Genomic DNA, 17,739 nt, shown 5'->3' on the forward strand with positions numbered 1-17,739 from the left:
CGGCCGCCCGCCTTCATTGCCGCAGACGAAGCCAGCTGAAGAGCTGGCTTTTTTCCATGGGGCGGGCGATGTAGTAGCCCTGCCCTTCGTGGCAGCCCATCTCCATCAGGGCCTGCCAGGCGGCGGTGTCTTCGATGCCTTCGGCCAGCACCTGCAGCCCGAGCTTGCGGCCGAGCTGCGCCACCATTTCGGCGATCCGCGCGCCATGGGACTGGCTCAGGTTGCGCACGAAGGCGCGGTCGATCTTGATGCGGTCCAGCGGCAGGCGCTCCAGGTAGCTGAGCGAGGAATAGCCGGTGCCGAAGTCGTCGATGGCGATGGAGACACCGCTGGCGCGCAGCCGCGACAGCGTGGCTTCGAGCAGCTGCGTCGGCAGCGCGGCGACGGATTCGGTGATCTCCAGCTCCAGATGCCCGCCCTGCAGGCCGCTGTGCGCCAGCGCGGCACGCACCATGTCGAAGAAGCCCGGGTCCTGCAGCTGCACGGCCGACACGTTCACCGCCATGCGGCGCGGCGCCAGCCCGGCATCCAGCAGCTCGCGCATGGCGGCGCAGGCGGTGGACAGCACCCACTGGCCCAGGGCCACGATGAGGCCCGAATGCTCGGCCACGGGAATGAAGCGGTCGGGCGGCACCAGCGTGCCGTCTTCCATGCGCCAGCGCAGCAGGGCTTCGAGGCCCACCAGCGCGCGGGTGCTCAGGTCCAGCTGCGGCTGATAGACGAGAAAGAGCTGCTCCTGGTCGATGGCCGCCCGCAGGTCGGAGACCAGCAGCGCACGCGCGCGCGCCTCGGCCCCCATGTGCTCCGAATATTCGAGGTGCTGGCCCCGATGGTCGCGCTTGGCGCGCTTGAGGGCGATGGTCGCGTCCTTGACCAGATCGGTGCCGGCCTGCGGCGCCTCAGGCAGGCGCACGTAGCCGCAGGTGAGCGATACCTTGTGGGCCAGGCCATCCACGGTGAGCGGCTGGCGCACGCCTTCCAGCAGCCGCTCGGGCAGCACCTGCTGCGCGCTGCCCAGCACGCCGAACGTATCCGCGCCCAGCCGGGCCAGCAGCACGCCCGAAGGCAGCGCCTGGGTGAGGCGGTCCGCCACCTGCTGCAGCAGCCGGTCGCCGAAGCGGTGGCCCATGACGTCGTTGGTGGCGCTGAAGTCATCGATGTCGAGCAGCGCCAGAACGTGGTTGCGCACGCCCAGGCGCGCGCATTCGTCCACTTTCTCGACGAAGCGCACGCGGTTGGGCAGGCCCACCAGCGGGTCGTAATACGCCTGCTCGTGCAGCCGCGTGAGCAGGCCGTGCTTGTGCAGCAGGGTGCCCAGGTGCGCGCAGAAGGCGTCGAGCAGCGCCGCGCCGGCCTGGGTCGGCGCAGCGGCGGCGGGATGCATGAAGACGGCCATGCCCGGCGCACCGCGGCGACCGACGTAAAACACCCGCGCGCCGTCCTCGCGCTGGAGGTGCGCCCCGCGCTCCAGCGATTCGCGCAGCAGCGCGAGCGCAGGGCCGCCCGGCGCCTGCTCCGCGCTGGCGAAGCGGCCGGTCGCGGCCAGCACCAGCGGCTCGCCCTGCGCACCGGCCTGCACGCAGGCCACGCCATCGGGCGGGCAGCCGAGCACGGTGGCCAGCTGGTCGATCACGCCCTCGGCGAAGCCTGCGGGGCTGGCGGCCTCCAGCAGGGACGCGCTGGAGCGCACCACCCGCTCCAGGCTGCGGCAGCCGAAGTGAGCCACCTGCAGCTGCTGGCGCGCATGCAGGGCGTTGGCGACGAGCGCCAGCAGCCGCTCGCGCGTGAGCTCGGGCTTGGAACGGTCGTCGTGGATGCCATGGCGCAGCAGCGTGTCGGCGCCCGGCGTCTGGTCGAAGCCCGCGGTGCGCAGCACGATGCGGACATGATCCAGGCCGGGCATGCGGCGGAGGCGGTCGGCCAGCGCCAGCACTGCGGCCGAGGTGCGGCCACACGCATCTGCCGGGCCTTCCGGCGCCTGCAGCGCGACGTCGAGCAGCGCCAGCACCAGGCCCTGCGCCTGGGGCCCGGCCTGCAGGCGCGGCAGCAGCGCATAGGCCTCGGCCAGGGAATGGGCATGCAGGGAGGCGAGCGCACGGCCCTGGAGCTGCCCGCCCTGCAGGGCGGCGCGCACGGCGCCATGCACTTCGGGGTCGCGATCGACGACGAGGACGCACCAGGCCTGCGCCTCGCCTTGCGCATGGTCTTGCGCCTCGTCCAGCACCTTGCCGGGCCCGCCCGGCGCGCGGGACACGAGCGCGGCGCAGACCTCCGGCGCATGCCGGTCGGCTGAAACCCGCTCGCTCATGCCTCGGCGCCGGCCTGCGCTGCATCCGCAGCGCTGAAGCACACCCGGTTGCGCCCGCTGCGCTTGGCCGCGTAGAGGGCCTCGTCGGCCTGGCCGTAGGCGCTGTCGAAGCCGCTGCCCGCCGGCACGCAGCTCAGGCCGAAGCTGGCGGTGACGCTGCTGCCATCGGGCAGCCCGAACGGATGGATCTCGATGGCGCGGCGCAGCGACTCGGCCACGTGCATGCCTTGCTCCAGGCTCTCGCCCGGCAGCGCCACGGTGAATTCCTCGCCGCCGACGCGGCCGACCTGCGCGTCGGGCGGCACGATGGCCTTCAGGCAGGCCACCACGCCGAGGATGACGCGGTCGCCCACGGGGTGGCCGAAGCTGTCGTTGATGCGCTTGAAGAAGTCGATGTCGAGCACGATCAGCGCCAGGGCGCGGGTCTGCAGCTGGCGGTTGACCTGCTCGATGATGGCCGCGCGGTTGAGCACGCCGGTCAGCGGATCGTGGTTGGCGCGGAATTCCAGCTGGGCCGCCAGGTCCTGCAGGCGCATGTTCAGCTGGTTCATCTCCAGCTCGGCACGGTCGCTGCGGCGCACCAGGCGGCGCGTCTCGCGCAGCAGCTTCTCGTAGGCCAGAAGCAGCTCGCCCAGCGCCTGGTGACACGGGGCAGGCTCGCATGCGTGGTGGGCCTGATGGACCTTGCGCGCGGCCTCCAGGGCCTGGTGCTCCGCGTCGAACAGATCCGGGGGCGCGGCGGCAGGGGCGTGCATCAAGCCGCGCTCACGGGATGGGTCGTGAAGCGCAAGGCGGGAAAGTCTTCGCTGAGTTCCTGGCCGAATTCGAGGATGGTGTCGTCCTCTTCGTCGTGGTACCAGTGCACCGCCACTTCGTTGCCCTCGTTGGCCGCGTCGCTCAGCGCCTCGATGAGGTTGAAGAGCATCTTGGTGCTGGAGCTGTTGAAGTAGGCCAGCGCGATGCTCACCTCGATCCTGCTGTCGGACTGCTCGGCCAGATAGGCCTTGAGCTGCACGAGGATGCCGCCGTAGAACGCCGCGGCGTTCTCGGGATAGGACTCGCCGCGCAGGCTCAGGGTGTGGGTGTCGAACTTGAAGTCCACCTCGGGTGAACTGGGAGTCGGGGCAATGTAGAGGTTGTCCATCTGTGTTCTCGATGCGAGCCCGGAGGGCACGGTCAGATTGCGGCCTTCAAATAGAACACCGGTGGCTGTCCGGGCTCCTGGGCGGCGTCGAAGTCGAACTCCAGCGGCTGGCGGGCGTCACGCGCCATGGTGAGAAAGCCCATGCCGGCCCCCTTGCTGCCGTCGGGGGTCTCGTCGCGCAGGGTCTGGCGGTAGGCCTGTTTGATCTCCTCCAGCGTCATGCTGCGCAACGTATCGAGCTTGCCCTGCAGTTCGTCGGCGATGCGCGGCTCGACCGGGTTGGCGCACACCACGGTGAAGCTGCCGTCGGCCTCGCGGCGGATGCAGACCGAGCCGTGGCGCAGCTCGGCGTTGTCCTGGGTGGAGGGCGTGAGCGTGTCGGCAGAGTAATGGACGATGTTCTGCGCCATTTCCACGAACGAGGAGAAGAGCTTGCGCCGCGTGGGCCCGGCCACGCCGGCCACTTCCAGCTGCAGCTTCACCGCGTCGGCCATGGCGGCGATGATGTGCTGCGAGAAGTAGCCCACGTAGTAGAAGATGACCTGGTGCTGGCGGGCCAGCTGGAAGAAGGAGCCGTATTTGTCGGCGATCTGGTTGGAGGGCATGTCTGGTGTCCGTCTCAATCAAGTACGAAAGCAGAAGAAGGTCAGGTCGTCGCGGCGATGGTGCTCGCCCTGCCAGGCCGTCAGCGCGTCGAGCACGGCGCCGTTGATCTCGGCCGGCGTGCGGGCGCGGTGCTCGAAGAGCAGCTCGCGCACCCGGCGCTTGCCCAGCGCGATCGCACGCGGGCCGCCGACCTGGTCGATCAGGCCGTCGGTGCAGATGAAGACCAGCGTGCCGGGGGCCAGGATCAGCTCCTGGTTGCTCCAGGCGTAGTCGAAGTCGCTGTCCACATAGCCGATGCCCTTGCGCTGGCCTTCCACGAGCTCCACCGTGTCGGCGCCCGGACGCACCAGCATGAGCGAGAGGCGCGCGCCGGCGAAGACCAGGCGGCCCTGGGCGGGTTCGAACCAGAAGCAGGCGGCGTCCATGCCGTCGTCCGATCCGGGCGTGGAGTCCTTGCCGTCGAGCTGGCCGAGCATCTGCTTGATGCTGCGGTTGACGCTGCCCAGCAGCACCGCCGGATCGCGCGGGCCGTGCTGCTTGATCGCCTGGCTGAGATTGGTCGAGGCGATGAGCGTCATGAACGCGCCCGGCACGCCGTGCCCGGTGCAGTCGGCCACGGTGGCGCTCCAGCCATCGGCCTCGGTGCTGAACTGGTAGAAGTCGCCGCCCACCACGTCGCGCGGCTCCCAGACCAGGTGCGCGCCGGGGCAGACGCGCGCCAGGGCGTCGAGCGAGCTGCGCAGCGTGGAGCGCTGGATGACGCTCGCGTATTCGATGCTGTGCATGATCTGCCGGTTGCGCGCGGCCTGCATGTCGGCCACCACGCGCATCAGCTGCAGCCCGTGCCCCACGCCGGCATAGGCGCCCTGCTCGGTGATGATGAAGCCGTCGGACATGGCCTTTTCGCCGCACTCCACGGTGCGGAAGGTCAAGGCCTCGATGTCCAGGCCCGCATCGACGATGAGCGGCTCCTTGTCCATGAAGGCGATGCAGCTCTTGCGGCCGTACAGCTCCATGCGGAACGGCTTGCTCATCTGCGAGAGGAAGATGTTCCGGTTGATGAGGCCGATGGGCTGCGTGCCTTCGACGACGGGCAGGCTGACCAGATCCCGGTGCTTGCCGAAGACCTCCATGACCTGCTCATTGGTCTGGTCGGCCGTCATGCAGGGGACCATGCTGCACAGATCCACCGCACTGGGCTGGCGAAACCGGGGCCGGAAGCTGCTCAGATACTCGGAATTTGCGGACATGGAAGACTGCAGGTAGTGTCAGCAAATGTTAACCATCGTTCATGGCAGATTCGTGACGGTCATATGACGCCACCCACGGCGCTGCCGAGCGCCCGCCCGCGTGCCGGCACCACCACTGCTTGCCATCGAAAAAGCCGGCAGCCCAGGCAGGGCCTGGTCCAGCCGCTATTCAATGTATAGCGTCAGCCCGCCGCCTGGAGCATCGCGGCCGGGTCGTCGGAGGCCAGCACCTGCTCGGCCCAGACGGCCAGCTTGCGGGTGTCGGCGCGCAGCACCTCCTGCTTGACGGCCAGGATCTGCGCCGGGTGCATGGAGAAGCTGCGCAGGCCCAGGCCCAGCAGCAGGCGCGTCATGGCCACGTCGCCGGCCGTCTCGCCGCAGACGCAGACGCTCTTGCCCTGCGCGTGGCCGGCCGCGATCACGTCGGCCACCAGGCGCAGCACGGCCGGGTGCAGCGGGTCGTAGAGGTGCGCCACGGCCTCGTCCACCCGGTCGATGGCCAGGGTGTACTGGATCAGGTCGTTGGTGCCGATGGAGAGGAAGTCGAAGTACTGCAGGAAGCTGCGCACGATCAGCGCAGCCGCGGGCACCTCGATCATCGCGCCCAGCTGCACGGGGCCATAGGGCGTGCCGCTCGCGTCGAGTTCGGCGCGCGCCAGCTCCACCTGCGCCAGCGTCTGGCGGATCTCGCTGACGTGCGCAAGCATGGGAAAGAGCAGGTTCACCGGTCCGTGCGCGGCGGCGCGCAGCACGGCCCGCAGCTGGGTGCGGAACATGGCCGGGTCGGCCAGGCTCCAGCGGATGGCACGCAGGCCCAGCGCCGGGTTCAGGTGCGTGTCCTTGTGGCTCTTGTCCAGCGGCTTGTCGGCGCCCACGTCGATGGTGCGTAGCGTGACGGGCAGGCCCTGCATGCCCTCCACGGCTTCGCGGTAGGCCAGGTACTGCGCCTCTTCGTCGGGCAGCGGGCCCGAGCGGTCCATGAACATGAATTCGCTGCGGAAGAGCCCCACGCCCGCAGCGCCTGCGCGCACGGCGGCGGCGGCATCGGCCGGTTGCTCGATGTTGGCCAGCAGCTCGATCGCCTGCCCGTCGAGCGTGACCGCCGGCGTGTGCCGCAGGCGCGAGAGCCGCTCGCGTTCGAGCGAGCCCTGGCGCTGCCGGAAGCCGTATTCGGCCAGGATGATGGGCGAGGGATCGACGATGACCACGCCCGCATCGCCGTCGATGATGACCCAGTCGTCCTGCCGCACCAGCTGGCTGGCGGCGCGCGCGCCCACCACGGCGGGAATGTCCATGCTGCGCGCGACGATGGCGGTGTGCGAGGTCTTGCCGCCCACGTCGGTCACGAAGCCCGCGAACACGCTGCGCTTGAAGTGCAGCATGTCGGCGGGTGAGAGGTCGTGCGCCACCAGCACCAGGGGCACGTCCACCTTGTCGTCCAGCAGCAGGTCCTGCGCCGGCTGCCGGCGCGCGGCCACGGGCGGCGCGGCGACGGGGCTGGCCGCCACGCCCTTCATGTGGCGCAGGATGCGATCGACCACCTGCTCCAGGTCGGCCTTGCGCTCGCGCAGGTACTCGTCTTCCATCTCGTCGAACTGGCGGGAGATGATCTCCAGCTGCGTGGTCAGCGCCCATTCGGCGTTGTAGAGCCGCTGCGTGATCCAGTGCTTGACGCCGCTGACCAGCGCCTCGTCCTGCAGCAGCATCAGGTGCACGTCCAGCAGCGCCGCCAGCTCGTGCGGGGCATCGGGGGGCATCTCGGCCTGCAGGCGCTGCAGTTCCTCGATCACCGCGTTGCGCCCGTTGCGCACGCGCACGATCTCGGCCGTGACCTGGTCGGCGTCGATGAAGTAATGCACCACATCGACGCGGCTGGATGCCACCAGCACCGCGCGGCCGATGGCGATGCCGCGCGAGACGGGAAGGCCGTGGATGGAAAAGGTCATGCAGCCGCCCTGCCCGCCGCGCCCTCCGGGCGGGCCTCCGCTGGCGGCGCCCCGCGTTGCACGGCCGGCTGCCTGCGCATCATTCGCCTTCGCCGAACTTGCCGTCGATCAGCGCGACCAGCGCATCCATGGCCTCGGCCTCGTTCGGCCCGTCGGTTTCCAGCTCGACCACCGAACCCAGGCCCGCGGCCAGCATCATCACGCCCATGATGCTCTTGGCGTTGATGCGCCGTTCGCCCTTGGAGAGCCAGACATCGCACGGAAAGCTGCCCGCCAGCTTGGTGAGCTTGGCCGATGCCCGGGCGTGCAGGCCGAGCTTATTGCTGATGGTGATAGGTTTCTTGATCATTGTGAGACCGTCGAATCTGATTCTGGGGCGCCGAGATGGCCACCTGCATGACACCCTGCGTGCCCCCCACCACGGCGCGCGACACCAGCGCGTCCAGCGCCTCGTTGCGATAGCAGACCGCGCGCAGCAGCATGGGCAGGTTCACCCCGCAGACCAGCCGCGACAGCTGGCCGTCCACCAGCCGCTGCGCCACGTTGCAGGGCGTGGCGCCGAACACGTCGGCGAGCACCAGCGTGGGCCGCTCGGCCTGCTGCTCCATCAGGATGCGTGCCGATGCCAGCGATTCCTCGGGCGGCGCGTTGGGGTGGACATCCAGGGCCACCACATCGTCCGCGCAGTCGGAGAACACATGCAGCGCGCATTCCCGCAAAGCGTGGGCCAGGGGTGCGTGGGCGATGAGGAAGATGCGCGTCGTCGTTTTCATGGCAGGCGGAAGTGACACGCATTATGGCGCCGCACCACCGCCCGCCGCGCAGCGTTGCGCCATGCACCTGCAGGGGCCTGCGCGCTGCCGTTCTCATCGGCCCTGCAACCCCGCGAAGAACGCCCCGGCGGCCTGCGGGCGCGCTTCGGGGGCATAGACCACGGCGTGGTAGAGCCGCACCGCGCCACCCTCCGGCCGGGCGAACCACACCGCATCGGCCGAGACGGGGCGGCCATCGCCGCGCTTCCCGGCCACCTGCAGCCGCACCGATGCCGGCAGGGCCAGCGCGCCCGCCGGAGCGAAGGGCACGGCCGCTGCCTGGGCTGCCGCCGCAGCGGCCTGGGCCACCTGAAGGCGGGCCAGCACGGCCGCACGCCATTGCAGCAGGGCCGCATCGGCCTGGGCCGGCTCCGGCGCGGCCATGTGCGAGACGGCGAAGGTCGCGCCGTCCGCATCGCAGCTCCACAGGGCCAGATCGGCCTGCCGGCCTGCGCCCAGCTCCACGGCGCGTACCGCATGCTCGGGCTTGCAGGGCAGCAGGGCCGTCATCGCGGCGTCGCCGAGCCGCACCTCGCGCCAGTTCAGCGCCGGGCTGCAGGCGGCCAGCAGCAGGCAGAACCAGACCAGGAAAACGATGCGGCGCAAGGGCATGCGCCGGATTATCGGCAGCGCCCCGCGGGCCGCGGCCACGTGGAAACCCACGGGGCGCGCCGCGAGCCCGATGGCTGATGCAGATCAACCGCAAGGCCCGGCCCGCGCACGGCGGGGTGAACTCGCGGCGCACGATGGCCTCCAATCGGGGCCGTTGCGCCTGGCCCGACCCGCGGCGCGGCGCTGCGGCACAATCGATACACGACATGCGGTGCGACGCGGCACCGGCCGCAGAGGCCGCCCATCCGCCACCGCCCACCGGGGAGTCAACAACATGCGCATCACACATTGGCTGGCAGGCGCCGCGCTGGCGGCCTGCGCCGCCGCTGCGGGCTGGATCGTGCTGGGCACGGGCACCGCAGCCGCCCCGCCCTCGACCTTCGTCCTGCTGGACGGCTCGCGCCAGACCACGGCCGACCTGCGCGGCAAGGTCACGCTCGTCAACTTCTGGGCCACCAGCTGCGTGACCTGCGTCGCGGAAATGCCCGAGTTGATCGCCACCTACGACAAGTACAAGGGCCAGGGCTACGACACGCTGGCAGTGGCAATGAGCTACGACCCGCCCAGCTACGTCGTGAACTTCGCCGACAGCCGCAAGCTGCCCTTCAAGGTCGCCATCGACAACACCGGCGCGATCGCCCAGGCCTGGGGCGACATCAAGCTCACGCCGTCCACCTTCGTCGTCAACAAGCGCGGCGAGATCGTGAAGAGCTACGTGGGCGCGCCCGACTTCCCCGAACTGCACAAGCTGATCGAACGACTGCTGGCCGAGACCTGAGCCCGGCAGGCGCCCTCGGGCCTCGCCAGGCCCTGCCGCTACACTGGCAGCTTCTTTCTTCGACGCACGCGGACCTGCTGCAGCCCGCTCGCATCCCGTGGACCAGACGCCTGACGTTTCCCTGATCACGCCCACCCTGCCCGAACACCTGGACGTCGTTCGGGACATCTTCCGTGAATATGCCGAGTCCCTGGGCGTGGACCTGGCCTTCCAGGACTTCGAAGCCGAACTCGCCGCCCTGCCCGGCGACTACGCGCCGCCGCGCGGCCACCTGCTGCTGGCCGAAGTGGGCGGCAGCATCGCCGGCTGCTGCGCCCTGCGCCCGCTGGACACGGCGGACTACCCCAACGCCAGCGAGATGAAGCGGCTCTACGTGCGCAAGGCCTTCCGCGGCTTCGGCCTGGGCCGCCAGCTGGCCGAGGCGACGCTGGACGCCGCGCGCCAGGCGGGCTACGCCTGCGTGCTGCTCGACACGCTGGACGGCATGGAATCGGCCCGCGCGCTGTATGCGGACCTGGGCTTCGAGGAGATTCCGCCCTACTACTACAACCCGCTGGAGGGTTCGAGCTACCTCAAGGCGGATATTGACTGAGATCGCCGCACGGGAGCGGACAGGCCGTGGAACCCGGCTGAACAGGCCCCTTCCAGCCGGCATCAGGCGATATGTGCACGAACAAGGCTGCAGCGCTTATCCATCAAGCGCATCCAGCTATACAAAACATAGCAAATTCCTCAACAGAGCCGTAGATGGCGCGTCGCCGGCAACCCGCAGGCCCGGTATCGCGTAGGGCGCAACGCCCGAAAAGGACAAAGGCCCCGGCGCGCCTATCAAGCGCTCCGGGGCCTTTCGTTTCAATGCCGGAGGCTGGCGATCGATCAGCCCTTGGCTTGGGCCAGCAGCGTGCCGGCGTCGCTCACCTCGAACTTGCCCGGGCCTTCGATGTTCAGCGCCGCGACCTTGCCGTCCTTGACCAGCATCGAATAGCGGTTGCTGCGCAGGCCCAGGCCACGGCCCGTCAGGTCCAGCGTCAGGCCCGTGGCCTTGGCGAAGGCGGCATCGCCATCGGCCAGCATGCGCACCTTGCCGTCGGTCTTCTGGTCACGCGCCCAGGCACCCATCACGAAGGCGTCGTTCACGCTCAGGCACCAGATCTCATCGACGCCGGCAGCCTTGAAGGCATCGGCCTGCTCCACGTAGCCCGGCACGTGCTTGGCAGAGCAGGTGGGCGTGAAGGCGCCGGGCACCGCGAACAGCGCGATGGTCTTGCCGGCAGCGGCCTGGGACACATCGACCGGGTTCGGGCCCAGGCTGCAGCCGCCGCCTTCGACTTCGGAATATTCCATCAGCGTGGCGCTGGGCAGGGTGTCACCGACTTTGATCATTGCAATCTCCTTGAGTTGAGGAATGGGAAGCACACGAAAGAAACGCAGCGCCGGGCCGCAAGGCCTGGGCCATGGGAGGTCCGTCTTCACGGCCGCCTGTCTCGCCCGCTCCGGCTGATGAAGCCAAGACGACAGACGTGCGTGAGGGCAGAAAAGCAGGCCGTGAAAAAAAGGGCGTCCAGAAACGAAAAAACGACCCACATTGTGGGTCGTTTCCAGGGGCCTTGCAGCCATCGGGCCTTGTGGGCCGGCGATGGATCAGAGCAGGCCGGCCTTTTGCACCAGACGGGTCGCAACCCAGTTCTTGGTCTTGGACAGCGGACGGCTTTCCGTGATTTCGATCGTGTCGCCCAGCTTGTACTCGCCATTTTCGTCATGGGCGTGGTACTTGCTCGACTTGGCCACGATCTTGCCGTAGAGCTCGTGCTTCACACGACGCTCGACCAGCACGGTCACAGTCTTCTGACGCTTGTCGCTGACCACCTTGCCGATCAAGGTGCGCTTGAGGGATTTTTTAGCTTCCGTCATGTTCGCTCCTTACTTGGCGGCTTGCTTTTCAGCAAGGATGGTCTTGGCGCGGGCGATATCACGACGGGTGATACGCAGCGTGTTGGTGTTGGCCAGTTGTTGCGTGGCTTTCTGCATACGCAGACCGAAATGGGCCTTTTGCAAGGACTTGATTTCGGCTTCGATGCCGGCAACGTCTTTTTGGCGCAGTTCAGCAGCTTTGGTCATTTCAATTCTCCTGATCAAGCGCCGATCTGACGGGCAACGAACGTGGTGCGCAGCGGCAGCTTGGCGGCAGCCAGGCGGAACGCTTCGCGGGCGAGTTCTTCGGGAACACCGACGATCTCGAACACCACCTTGCCGGGCTGGATTTCAGCCACGTAATACTCGGGGTTGCCCTTACCGTTACCCATACGCACTTCTGCGGGCTTGGTAGAGATCGGCTTGTCCGGGAACACGCGGATCCAGATACGGCCGCCACGCTTGACGTGACGGGAGATCGCACGACGTGCGGCCTCGATCTGGCGGGCCGTCAGGCGGCCACGGTCCGTGCATTTCAGGCCGAAGTCGCCGAAGGCGACCGAGTTGCCACGGGTGGCAACGCCGGTGTTACGGCCCTTCTGCTCTTTGCGGTACTTGCGGCGAGCGGGTTGCAGCATCTTTATTCTCCTTTGCCGTCCGCTGCTGTAGCGGGCGCGTCAACCTTGCGAACGCGCTTAACGGCGGTGTTATCGGCGCCACCGGCACCGGCGGGCTTGTCGCTGCCGTCAGCGGGAGCCGCATTGGCACCCACGGGACGGCGAGGGCCACGGCCTGCACCGGCACGGTCGCCACCCGGGCGGCCGTCACGGCGCGGACCACGGGGACGGCGCTCTTCTTCAGGGCGCGGCGTCTCGGCAGCCGGCAGATCGTTGCGGCCCAGCGTGTCGCCCTTATAGACCCACACCTTCACGCCGATCACACCGTAGGTGGTCTTGGCTTCGGAGGTGCCGTAGTCGATGTCGGCGCGCAGGGTGTGCAGTGGCACACGGCCTTCGCGGTACCACTCGGTACGAGCGATTTCGATACCGTTCAGACGGCCGGACGACATGATCTTGATGCCTTGGGCACCCAGACGCATGGCGTTCTGCATCGCACGCTTCATGGCACGGCGGAACATGATCCGCTTTTCCAGCTGCTGCGTGATGCTGTCGGCGATCAGCTTGGCATCGATTTCGGGCTTGCGCACTTCTTCGATGTTCACTGCGACCGGCACGCCCAGGCGGGAGGCGAGTTCCTTCTTCAGGTTCTCGATGTCCTCGCCCTTCTTGCCGATCACCACGCCCGGACGTGCCGAGTAGATGGTGATGCGGGCGTTCTTGGCCGGGCGCTCGATCAGGATGCGCGAGACGGCGGCGTTCTTGAGCTTGGCCTTCAGGTACTCGCGCACCTTGATGTCTTCGGCCAGCATGCCGGCGAAGTCACGGTTGCTTGCGTACCAGCGGCTGGCCCAGTTGCGGCTGACCGCCAGGCGGAAGCCGGTAGGATGGATTTTCTGTCCCATAGTCTTCCGAGCCCTTAGTTGCCGACCGTCACGTACACATGGCACGTGGGCTTGCTGATGCGATTGCCGCGACCCTTGGCACGCGCGGTGAAGCGCTTGAGCGTGGTGCCTTGTTCGACGTAGATGGTCTTGACCTTCAGTTCGTCGATATCGGCGCCGTCGTTGTGCTCGGCGTTGGCGATGGCGGATTCCAGAACCTTCTTGACGATGCCAGCAGCTTTTTTCTGCGTGAACGTCAGGATGTTCAGGGCTTGGTCAACCTTCTTGCCGCGGATCAGATCTGCGACCAGACGGCCCTTGTCGACCGACAGACGGACGCCCCGGAGGACTGCACGTGTTTCAGACATGGTCGTTCCTTACTTCTTCTGGACTTTCTTGTCCGCGGGGTGACCCTTGAAGGTGCGCGTCAGGGCGAATTCGCCCAGCTTGTGGCCCACCATCTGGTCGGTGACGTACACCGGCACGTGTTGCTTGCCGTTGTGCACGGCGATGGTCAGACCGATGAACTCGGGCAGAACCATGGAGCGACGCGACCAGGTCTTGACTGGCTTCTTGTCCTTGGTGGCGATGGCCTTCTCGACCTTAGCCAGCAAGTGGTGGTCAACAAACGGACCCTTTTTGAGAGAACGAGTCATTTGTTATCCCTTACTTCTTGCGGCGCGACACGATCATGACCTGTGTGCGCTTGTTGTTGCGGGTGCGATAACCCTTGGTCAGATTGCCCCAAGGATCGACAGCATGGCGGCCTTCGCCGGTACGGCCTTCGCCGCCACCGTGCGGGTGATCCACCGGGTTCATGGCGACGCCGCGAACCGTGGGACGAATACCCATCCAGCGCTTCACACCGGCCTTGCCCAGTTGGCGCAGGCTGTGTTCTTCGTTGGCGACTTCGCCGATCGTGGCGCGGCACTCGATGTGGATCTTGCGCACTTCGCCGGAGCGCATACGCACCTGGGCGTACGTGCCTTCACGAGCCAGCAGCGTGGCGGAAGCACCAGCCGAGCGGGCGATCTGAGCACCGGCACCGGGCTTGAGCTCGATGCAGTGGATCGTCGAACCCACGGGGATGTTGCGGATCGGCAGCGTGTTGCCGGCGCGGATCGGGGCTTCCGAACCGGACAGCAGCGTTGCGCCGACTTCCAGGCCACGCGGAGCGATGATGTAGCGACGCTCGCCGTCGGCATAGCACACCAGAGCGATGTGGGCCGTACGGTTCGGGTCGTACTCGATGCGCTCGACCTTGGCGGGGATCGCATCCTTGTTGCGCTTGAAGTCCACCACACGGTAGTGGTGCTTGTGGCCACCGCCCTTGTGACGGGTGGTGATGTGACCGTTGTTGTTGCGGCCGGCCTTCTGGAACTGGGGTTCCAGCAGGGGAGCGTACGCATCACCCTTGTACAGGTGGTCACGCGTGACCTTCACCACGGCACGTTGGCCAGGCGAGGTCGGTTTCATCTTGATGACTGCCATTTATGCGGCCTCCCCGGACAGGTTCAGCTCTTGGCCTTCCTTCAGCGTCACGTAGGCCTTGCGCACGTTGTCGCGGCGACCCATCGTCTTGCCAAAGCGCTTGGCCTTGCCTTTGGTGTTCACCACAGAGACGCCCTTGACCTCGACCTTGAACATCAATTCCACAGCGGCCTTGATTTCGGGCTTGGTAGCGTTCTGCAGCACCTTGAACGTCACAGCGTTGGACTTCTCGGCAACCATGGTGGCCTTTTCGGACACGATGGGAGCGACCAGCACCTGCATCAGACGGCCTTCGTCAAACTGGATCGTGCTCATGCGAACATCTCCTTGAGTTTGTCGATAGCACCCTTGGTGACGAGCACTTTCTTGTAGTGAACCAGCGACACGGGATCTGCATAACGCGGTTCGACGATGAACACGTTCTTCAGGTTGCGCGAGGCGAGGTACAGGTTTTCGTCCACTTCATCGGCGATCACCATCACCGATTGCAGGTTCATCGCCTTGAACTTGTCGGCGAGCACCTTGGTCTTCGGGCTTTCCAGCTTCAGCGAGTCCACCACGGCCAGACGGCCTTCGCGGGCCAGCTGCGACAGGATGGCGGCCATGCCGGCGCGGTACATCTTCTTGTTGATCTTCTGCGTGAAGTTTTCTTCAGGCAGGTTCGGGAAGATGCGACCGCCCCCACGCCACAGAGGCGAGGAGGTCATACCGGCGCGAGCGCGGCCGGTGCCCTTTTGCTTGAACGGCTTCTTGGTCGAGTGCTTGACCTGTTCGCGGTCCTTCTGGGCGCGGGTGCCTTGGCGGCCGTTGGCCTGGTAGGCGACGACGATCTGGTGAACCAGGTCTTCGTTGTACTCGCGGCCGAACACGGTCTCGGGCGCGTCGAACTTCGACGCGGCCTGGCCTTGGTCATTCAGGAGTTCGAGCTGCATTAGTTCGCTCCTTCAGCGGCTTTGGCCTTGACTGCGGGACGCACCGTCACGAAGCCACCCTTGGAGCCCGGAACAGCGCCCTTGATCAAGAGCAGTTGGCGTGCTTCGTCGATACGAATCACGTCGAGATTTTGCGTGGTGACAGTGACGTCGCCCAGATGACCCGTCATGCGCTTGCCGGGGAACACGCGACCGGGGTCTTGTGCCATACCGATGGAGCCGGGGACATTGTGCGAACGGCTGTTACCGTGCGATGCGCGCTGGGAAGCCATGTTGTGGCGCTTGATCGTGCCGGCGTAGCCCTTACCGATCGAGGTGCCTTGCACATCGACCTTCTGGCCCACTGCGAACACGTCAGCCACGGGCACGGCGGCACCGGCGGCGTACTTGCCGGCGGTTTCAGCGGTGACGCGGAATTCGCGGATGATTTCACCGGCTTCCACACCCGCCTTGGCGAGGTGACCGGCTTCGGGCTTGGTCACGCGAGATGCCTTGCGCGAACCGAACGTGACCTGCAGGGACACGTAGCCATCGTTCTCTTGGGTTTTGATCTGGGTCACGCGGTTGTTGGACACATCCACCACCGTGACGGGCACTGCGTCCCCGTCATCGGTGAACAGACGCATCATGCCCACCTTGCGGCCCAGCAACCCCAGGGAGTTGCTCAGACTCATTGGTTTTCTCCAAAACTTTCACCGCTCCGACTTCAATTGGCCAAAGCGTTTGCACGGGCGAAAAAGCACCTTGCGGGCTTGACCGGCGTGCGCGAAAGAAGGTTGATAAAACTCCGCCCATCCGCCCCTCAAAAGGAGCCAGAAAAAGCGAAGCCACAAAGTATAACGCGGACTGCCTTTTCAGGCAAGTCCGCGTTGGATGGCCGCCCCACGCATCGCTGCGGCGGCGGCCAAAGGCGCCTTGCGGCACCTGCGCTGCGATGGATTACTGCAGCTTGATCTCGACGTCCACGCCAGCCGGCAGGTCGAGCTTCATCAGGGCGTCGACCGTCTTGTCGGTCGGGTCCACGATGTCCATCAGACGCTGGTGGGTGCGGATTTCCAGCTGGTCGCGCGAGGTCTTGTTGACGTGCGGCGAGCGCAGGATGTCGAAGCGCTTCATGCGGGTCGGCAGGGGCACGGGGCCCTTGACGATGGCGCCGGTGCGCTTGGCGGTGTCAACGATTTCGGCGGCGGACTGGTCGATCAGCTTGTAATCGAAAGCCTTCAGGCGGATACGGATCTTTTGCTTGGACATGGCTGATTCCTTCTTGCTCAACGATTAAGCAATGATCTTGGCCACGACGCCGGCGCCGACGGTACGGCCGCCTTCACGGATGGCGAAGCGCAGACCTTCTTCCATGGCGATGGGGTTGATCAGCTTGACGGTGATCGACACGTTGTCGCCAGGCATGACCATTTCCTTGTCGGCCGGCAGCTCGATGGCGCCGGTCACGTCGGTCGTGCGGAAGTAGAACTGAGGGCGGTAGTTGTTGAAGAACGGCGTGTGACGGCCGCCTTCGTCCTTGCTCAGAACGTAGACTTCGGCGGTGAAGTGCGTGTGGGGCTTGATGGAGCCGGGCTTGCACAGCACTTGGCCGCGTTCGACGTCTTCACGCTTGGTGCCGCGCAGCAGCAGGCCGACGTTGTCGCCGGCTTGGCCTTGGTCCAGCAGCTTGCGGAACATTTCCACGCCGGTGCAGGTGGTCTTTTGCGTGTCGCGGATACCGACGATTTCGATTTCTTCGCCGACCTTGATGATGCCGCGCTCGACGCGACCCGTGACCACGGTACCGCGGCCGGAGATGGAGAACACGTCTTCCACGGGCATCAGGAAGGCGCCGTCCACAGCGCGCTCAGGCGTGGGGATGTAGGTGTCCAGGGCTTCGGCCAGCTTGTCGATGGCTTGCTCGCCCAGGGGACCCTTGTCGCCTTCCAGGGCGAGCTTGGCGGAACCGCGGATGATCGGGGTGTCGTCGCCGGGGAAGTTGTACTTGTCCAGCAGTTCGCGGACTTCCATTTCCACCAGTTCCAGCAGTTCTTCGTCGTCCACCATGTCGCACTTGTTCAGGAACACGATGATGTAGGGCACGCCCACCTGACGAGCCAGCAGGATGTGCTCGCGGGTCTGGGGCATCGGGCCGTCAGCGGCCGAGCACACCAGGATGGCGCCGTCCATCTGGGCGGCGCCAGTGATCATGTTCTTGACGTAGTCGGCGTGGCCGGGGCAGTCCACGTGGGCGTAGTGGCGGTTGGCCGTTTCGTATTCCACGTGAGCGGTGTTGATGGTGATGCCGCGGGCCTTTTCTTCAGGAGCCGCGTCGATTTCGTCGTACTTCTTGGCTTCGCCGCCGAACTTGGCGGACAGCACCGTGGCGATCGCTGCCGTCAGCGTCGTCTTGCCATGGTCCACGTGGCCGATCGTGCCCACGTTGACGTGGGGCTTGGTACGTTC

Annotated in this window: 24 protein-coding genes; 2 read left to right on the forward strand and 22 right to left on the reverse strand. The window is 66.6% G+C overall.

Features of this window, described 5'->3' with window-relative positions; all coding sequences use genetic code 11:
• Nucleotides 1-13: 13 nt before the first annotated feature.
• The 9 genes from BM070_RS19275 to BM070_RS19315 form a co-directional block, all read right to left on the reverse strand.
• Nucleotides 14-2,308, reverse strand: coding sequence for a putative bifunctional diguanylate cyclase/phosphodiesterase (locus BM070_RS19275; RefSeq protein WP_092940965.1), 2,295 nt, complete (start codon nt 2,306-2,308; stop codon nt 14-16).
• Complete coding sequence (locus BM070_RS19280) at nt 2,305-3,063, reverse strand: GGDEF domain-containing protein (protein ID WP_092940966.1); 759 nt, start codon at nt 3,061-3,063, stop codon at nt 2,305-2,307. Before BM070_RS19280 ends, BM070_RS19275 begins: the two co-directional genes overlap by 4 nt.
• The gene (locus BM070_RS19285; RefSeq protein WP_092940967.1) at nt 3,063-3,452 is read right to left on the reverse strand and encodes a DUF1987 domain-containing protein; all 390 of its coding nucleotides are present in this window, start codon (nt 3,450-3,452) and stop codon (nt 3,063-3,065) included. The genes BM070_RS19280 and BM070_RS19285 overlap by 1 nt, the downstream gene beginning before the upstream one ends.
• A 32-nt stretch (nt 3,453-3,484) precedes the next feature.
• Entirely contained in the window at nt 3,485-4,057 is a 573-nt protein-coding gene (locus BM070_RS19290; protein WP_092940968.1) for a SiaB family protein kinase, read from the reverse strand.
• An 18-nt stretch (nt 4,058-4,075) separates the two neighbouring features.
• Nucleotides 4,076-5,308, reverse strand: coding sequence for a SpoIIE family protein phosphatase (locus BM070_RS19295; protein ID WP_092940969.1), 1,233 nt, complete (start codon nt 5,306-5,308; stop codon nt 4,076-4,078).
• 182 nt (nt 5,309-5,490) lie between these two features.
• A complete protein-coding gene (gene ptsP, locus BM070_RS19300) occupies nt 5,491-7,254 on the reverse strand; it encodes a phosphoenolpyruvate--protein phosphotransferase (RefSeq protein ID WP_092940970.1) in 1,764 nt (587 codons plus the stop codon).
• Nucleotides 7,255-7,333: 79 nt separating this feature from the next.
• The gene (locus BM070_RS19305) at nt 7,334-7,603 is read right to left on the reverse strand and encodes an HPr family phosphocarrier protein (RefSeq protein ID WP_092940971.1); all 270 of its coding nucleotides are present in this window, start codon (nt 7,601-7,603) and stop codon (nt 7,334-7,336) included.
• Entirely contained in the window at nt 7,572-8,027 is a 456-nt protein-coding gene (locus BM070_RS19310) for a PTS sugar transporter subunit IIA (protein WP_092940972.1), read from the reverse strand. The genes BM070_RS19305 and BM070_RS19310 overlap by 32 nt, the downstream gene beginning before the upstream one ends.
• A 93-nt stretch (nt 8,028-8,120) precedes the next feature.
• Nucleotides 8,121-8,678 carry a hypothetical protein gene (locus BM070_RS19315; protein WP_092940973.1) on the reverse strand — a complete coding sequence of 186 codons (558 nt, stop codon included), beginning with the start codon at nt 8,676-8,678 and terminating at the stop codon, nt 8,121-8,123.
• A 274-nt stretch (nt 8,679-8,952) separates the two neighbouring features.
• Here BM070_RS19315 and BM070_RS19320 point away from each other — a divergent pair, with 274 nt between their 5' ends.
• Entirely contained in the window at nt 8,953-9,456 is a 504-nt protein-coding gene (locus BM070_RS19320) for a TlpA disulfide reductase family protein (protein ID WP_092940974.1), read from the forward strand.
• A gap of 97 nt (nt 9,457-9,553) precedes the next feature.
• On the forward strand, nt 9,554-10,048 hold the full coding sequence (locus BM070_RS19325) for a GNAT family N-acetyltransferase (RefSeq protein ID WP_092940975.1): 495 nt from the start codon (nt 9,554-9,556) through the stop codon (nt 10,046-10,048).
• A gap of 284 nt (nt 10,049-10,332) precedes the next feature.
• On the opposite strand, the gene BM070_RS19330 is transcribed toward BM070_RS19325, so the two are convergent.
• The 13 genes from BM070_RS19330 to tuf form a co-directional block, all read right to left on the reverse strand.
• Complete coding sequence (locus BM070_RS19330) at nt 10,333-10,839, reverse strand: peroxiredoxin (RefSeq protein WP_092940976.1); 507 nt, start codon at nt 10,837-10,839, stop codon at nt 10,333-10,335.
• A 258-nt stretch (nt 10,840-11,097) separates the two neighbouring features.
• Nucleotides 11,098-11,367 carry a 30S ribosomal protein S17 gene (gene rpsQ, locus BM070_RS19335; protein WP_092940977.1) on the reverse strand — a complete coding sequence of 90 codons (270 nt, stop codon included), beginning with the start codon at nt 11,365-11,367 and terminating at the stop codon, nt 11,098-11,100.
• Nucleotides 11,368-11,376: 9 nt separating this feature from the next.
• The gene (gene rpmC / locus BM070_RS19340; protein ID WP_056662461.1) at nt 11,377-11,574 is read right to left on the reverse strand and encodes a 50S ribosomal protein L29; all 198 of its coding nucleotides are present in this window, start codon (nt 11,572-11,574) and stop codon (nt 11,377-11,379) included.
• Nucleotides 11,575-11,588: 14 nt separating this feature from the next.
• Nucleotides 11,589-12,005: a 50S ribosomal protein L16 gene (rplP, locus tag BM070_RS19345; RefSeq protein ID WP_056662458.1), complete on the reverse strand. Its 417-nt coding sequence runs from the start codon at nt 12,003-12,005 to the stop codon at nt 11,589-11,591.
• A 2-nt stretch (nt 12,006-12,007) separates the two neighbouring features.
• Complete coding sequence (gene rpsC / locus BM070_RS19350; protein WP_092940978.1) at nt 12,008-12,889, reverse strand: 30S ribosomal protein S3; 882 nt, start codon at nt 12,887-12,889, stop codon at nt 12,008-12,010.
• A gap of 14 nt (nt 12,890-12,903) precedes the next feature.
• Entirely contained in the window at nt 12,904-13,236 is a 333-nt protein-coding gene (gene rplV / locus BM070_RS19355) for a 50S ribosomal protein L22 (RefSeq protein WP_005796970.1), read from the reverse strand.
• 9 nt (nt 13,237-13,245) lie between these two features.
• A complete protein-coding gene (rpsS, locus tag BM070_RS19360) occupies nt 13,246-13,524 on the reverse strand; it encodes a 30S ribosomal protein S19 (RefSeq protein ID WP_024813777.1) in 279 nt (92 codons plus the stop codon).
• A gap of 10 nt (nt 13,525-13,534) precedes the next feature.
• Complete coding sequence (gene rplB / locus BM070_RS19365) at nt 13,535-14,359, reverse strand: 50S ribosomal protein L2 (RefSeq protein WP_092940979.1); 825 nt, start codon at nt 14,357-14,359, stop codon at nt 13,535-13,537.
• Nucleotides 14,360-14,674, reverse strand: coding sequence for a 50S ribosomal protein L23 (rplW, locus tag BM070_RS19370; RefSeq protein ID WP_056662449.1), 315 nt, complete (start codon nt 14,672-14,674; stop codon nt 14,360-14,362).
• On the reverse strand, nt 14,671-15,291 hold the full coding sequence (rplD, locus tag BM070_RS19375; protein WP_092940980.1) for a 50S ribosomal protein L4: 621 nt from the start codon (nt 15,289-15,291) through the stop codon (nt 14,671-14,673). The genes rplW and rplD overlap by 4 nt, the downstream gene beginning before the upstream one ends.
• On the reverse strand, nt 15,291-15,965 hold the full coding sequence (rplC, locus tag BM070_RS19380; protein WP_092940981.1) for a 50S ribosomal protein L3: 675 nt from the start codon (nt 15,963-15,965) through the stop codon (nt 15,291-15,293). Before rplC ends, rplD begins: the two co-directional genes overlap by 1 nt.
• A 265-nt stretch (nt 15,966-16,230) precedes the next feature.
• Nucleotides 16,231-16,542: a 30S ribosomal protein S10 gene (gene rpsJ / locus BM070_RS19385; RefSeq protein WP_005796953.1), complete on the reverse strand. Its 312-nt coding sequence runs from the start codon at nt 16,540-16,542 to the stop codon at nt 16,231-16,233.
• A 24-nt stretch (nt 16,543-16,566) separates the two neighbouring features.
• Nucleotides 16,567-17,739: elongation factor Tu (tuf, locus tag BM070_RS19390; RefSeq protein ID WP_092940982.1), on the reverse strand; the 1,173-nt coding region annotated here is incomplete at its 5' end.

It is taken from the genome of Paracidovorax wautersii (genome assembly GCF_900113035.1).
In the GTDB taxonomy this organism is placed as follows: domain Bacteria; phylum Pseudomonadota; class Gammaproteobacteria; order Burkholderiales; family Burkholderiaceae_C; genus Paracidovorax; species Paracidovorax wautersii.

Bases quoted from the DNA above. Each gene is read 5' to 3' on its own strand.
- BM070_RS19275 (WP_092940965.1), bottom strand. From the start codon at position 2,308: ATGAGCGAGCGGGTTTCAGCCGACCGGCATGCGCCGGAGGTCTGCGCC.
- BM070_RS19280 (WP_092940966.1), bottom strand. From the start codon at position 3,063: ATGCACGCCCCTGCCGCCGCGCCCCCGGATCTGTTCGACGCGGAGCAC.
- BM070_RS19285 (WP_092940967.1), bottom strand. From the start codon at position 3,452: ATGGACAACCTCTACATTGCCCCGACTCCCAGTTCACCCGAGGTGGAC.
- BM070_RS19290 (WP_092940968.1), bottom strand. From the start codon at position 4,057: ATGCCCTCCAACCAGATCGCCGACAAATACGGCTCCTTCTTCCAGCTG.
- BM070_RS19295 (WP_092940969.1), bottom strand. From the start codon at position 5,308: ATGTCCGCAAATTCCGAGTATCTGAGCAGCTTCCGGCCCCGGTTTCGC.
- ptsP (WP_092940970.1), bottom strand. From the start codon at position 7,254: ATGACCTTTTCCATCCACGGCCTTCCCGTCTCGCGCGGCATCGCCATC.
- BM070_RS19305 (WP_092940971.1), bottom strand. From the start codon at position 7,603: ATGATCAAGAAACCTATCACCATCAGCAATAAGCTCGGCCTGCACGCC.
- BM070_RS19310 (WP_092940972.1), bottom strand. From the start codon at position 8,027: ATGAAAACGACGACGCGCATCTTCCTCATCGCCCACGCACCCCTGGCC.
- BM070_RS19315 (WP_092940973.1), bottom strand. From the start codon at position 8,678: ATGCCCTTGCGCCGCATCGTTTTCCTGGTCTGGTTCTGCCTGCTGCTG.
- BM070_RS19320 (WP_092940974.1), top strand. From the start codon at position 8,953: ATGCGCATCACACATTGGCTGGCAGGCGCCGCGCTGGCGGCCTGCGCC.
- BM070_RS19330 (WP_092940976.1), bottom strand. From the start codon at position 10,839: ATGATCAAAGTCGGTGACACCCTGCCCAGCGCCACGCTGATGGAATAT.
- rpsQ (WP_092940977.1), bottom strand. From the start codon at position 11,367: ATGACGGAAGCTAAAAAATCCCTCAAGCGCACCTTGATCGGCAAGGTG.
- rpmC (WP_056662461.1), bottom strand. From the start codon at position 11,574: ATGACCAAAGCTGCTGAACTGCGCCAAAAAGACGTTGCCGGCATCGAA.
- rplP (WP_056662458.1), bottom strand. From the start codon at position 12,005: ATGCTGCAACCCGCTCGCCGCAAGTACCGCAAAGAGCAGAAGGGCCGT.
- rpsC (WP_092940978.1), bottom strand. From the start codon at position 12,889: ATGGGACAGAAAATCCATCCTACCGGCTTCCGCCTGGCGGTCAGCCGC.
- rplV (WP_005796970.1), bottom strand. From the start codon at position 13,236: ATGTCTGAAACACGTGCAGTCCTCCGGGGCGTCCGTCTGTCGGTCGAC.
- rpsS (WP_024813777.1), bottom strand. From the start codon at position 13,524: ATGACTCGTTCTCTCAAAAAGGGTCCGTTTGTTGACCACCACTTGCTG.
- rplB (WP_092940979.1), bottom strand. From the start codon at position 14,359: ATGGCAGTCATCAAGATGAAACCGACCTCGCCTGGCCAACGTGCCGTG.
- rplW (WP_056662449.1), bottom strand. From the start codon at position 14,674: ATGAGCACGATCCAGTTTGACGAAGGCCGTCTGATGCAGGTGCTGGTC.
- rplD (WP_092940980.1), bottom strand. From the start codon at position 15,291: ATGCAGCTCGAACTCCTGAATGACCAAGGCCAGGCCGCGTCGAAGTTC.
- rplC (WP_092940981.1), bottom strand. From the start codon at position 15,965: ATGAGTCTGAGCAACTCCCTGGGGTTGCTGGGCCGCAAGGTGGGCATG.
- rpsJ (WP_005796953.1), bottom strand. From the start codon at position 16,542: ATGTCCAAGCAAAAGATCCGTATCCGCCTGAAGGCTTTCGATTACAAG.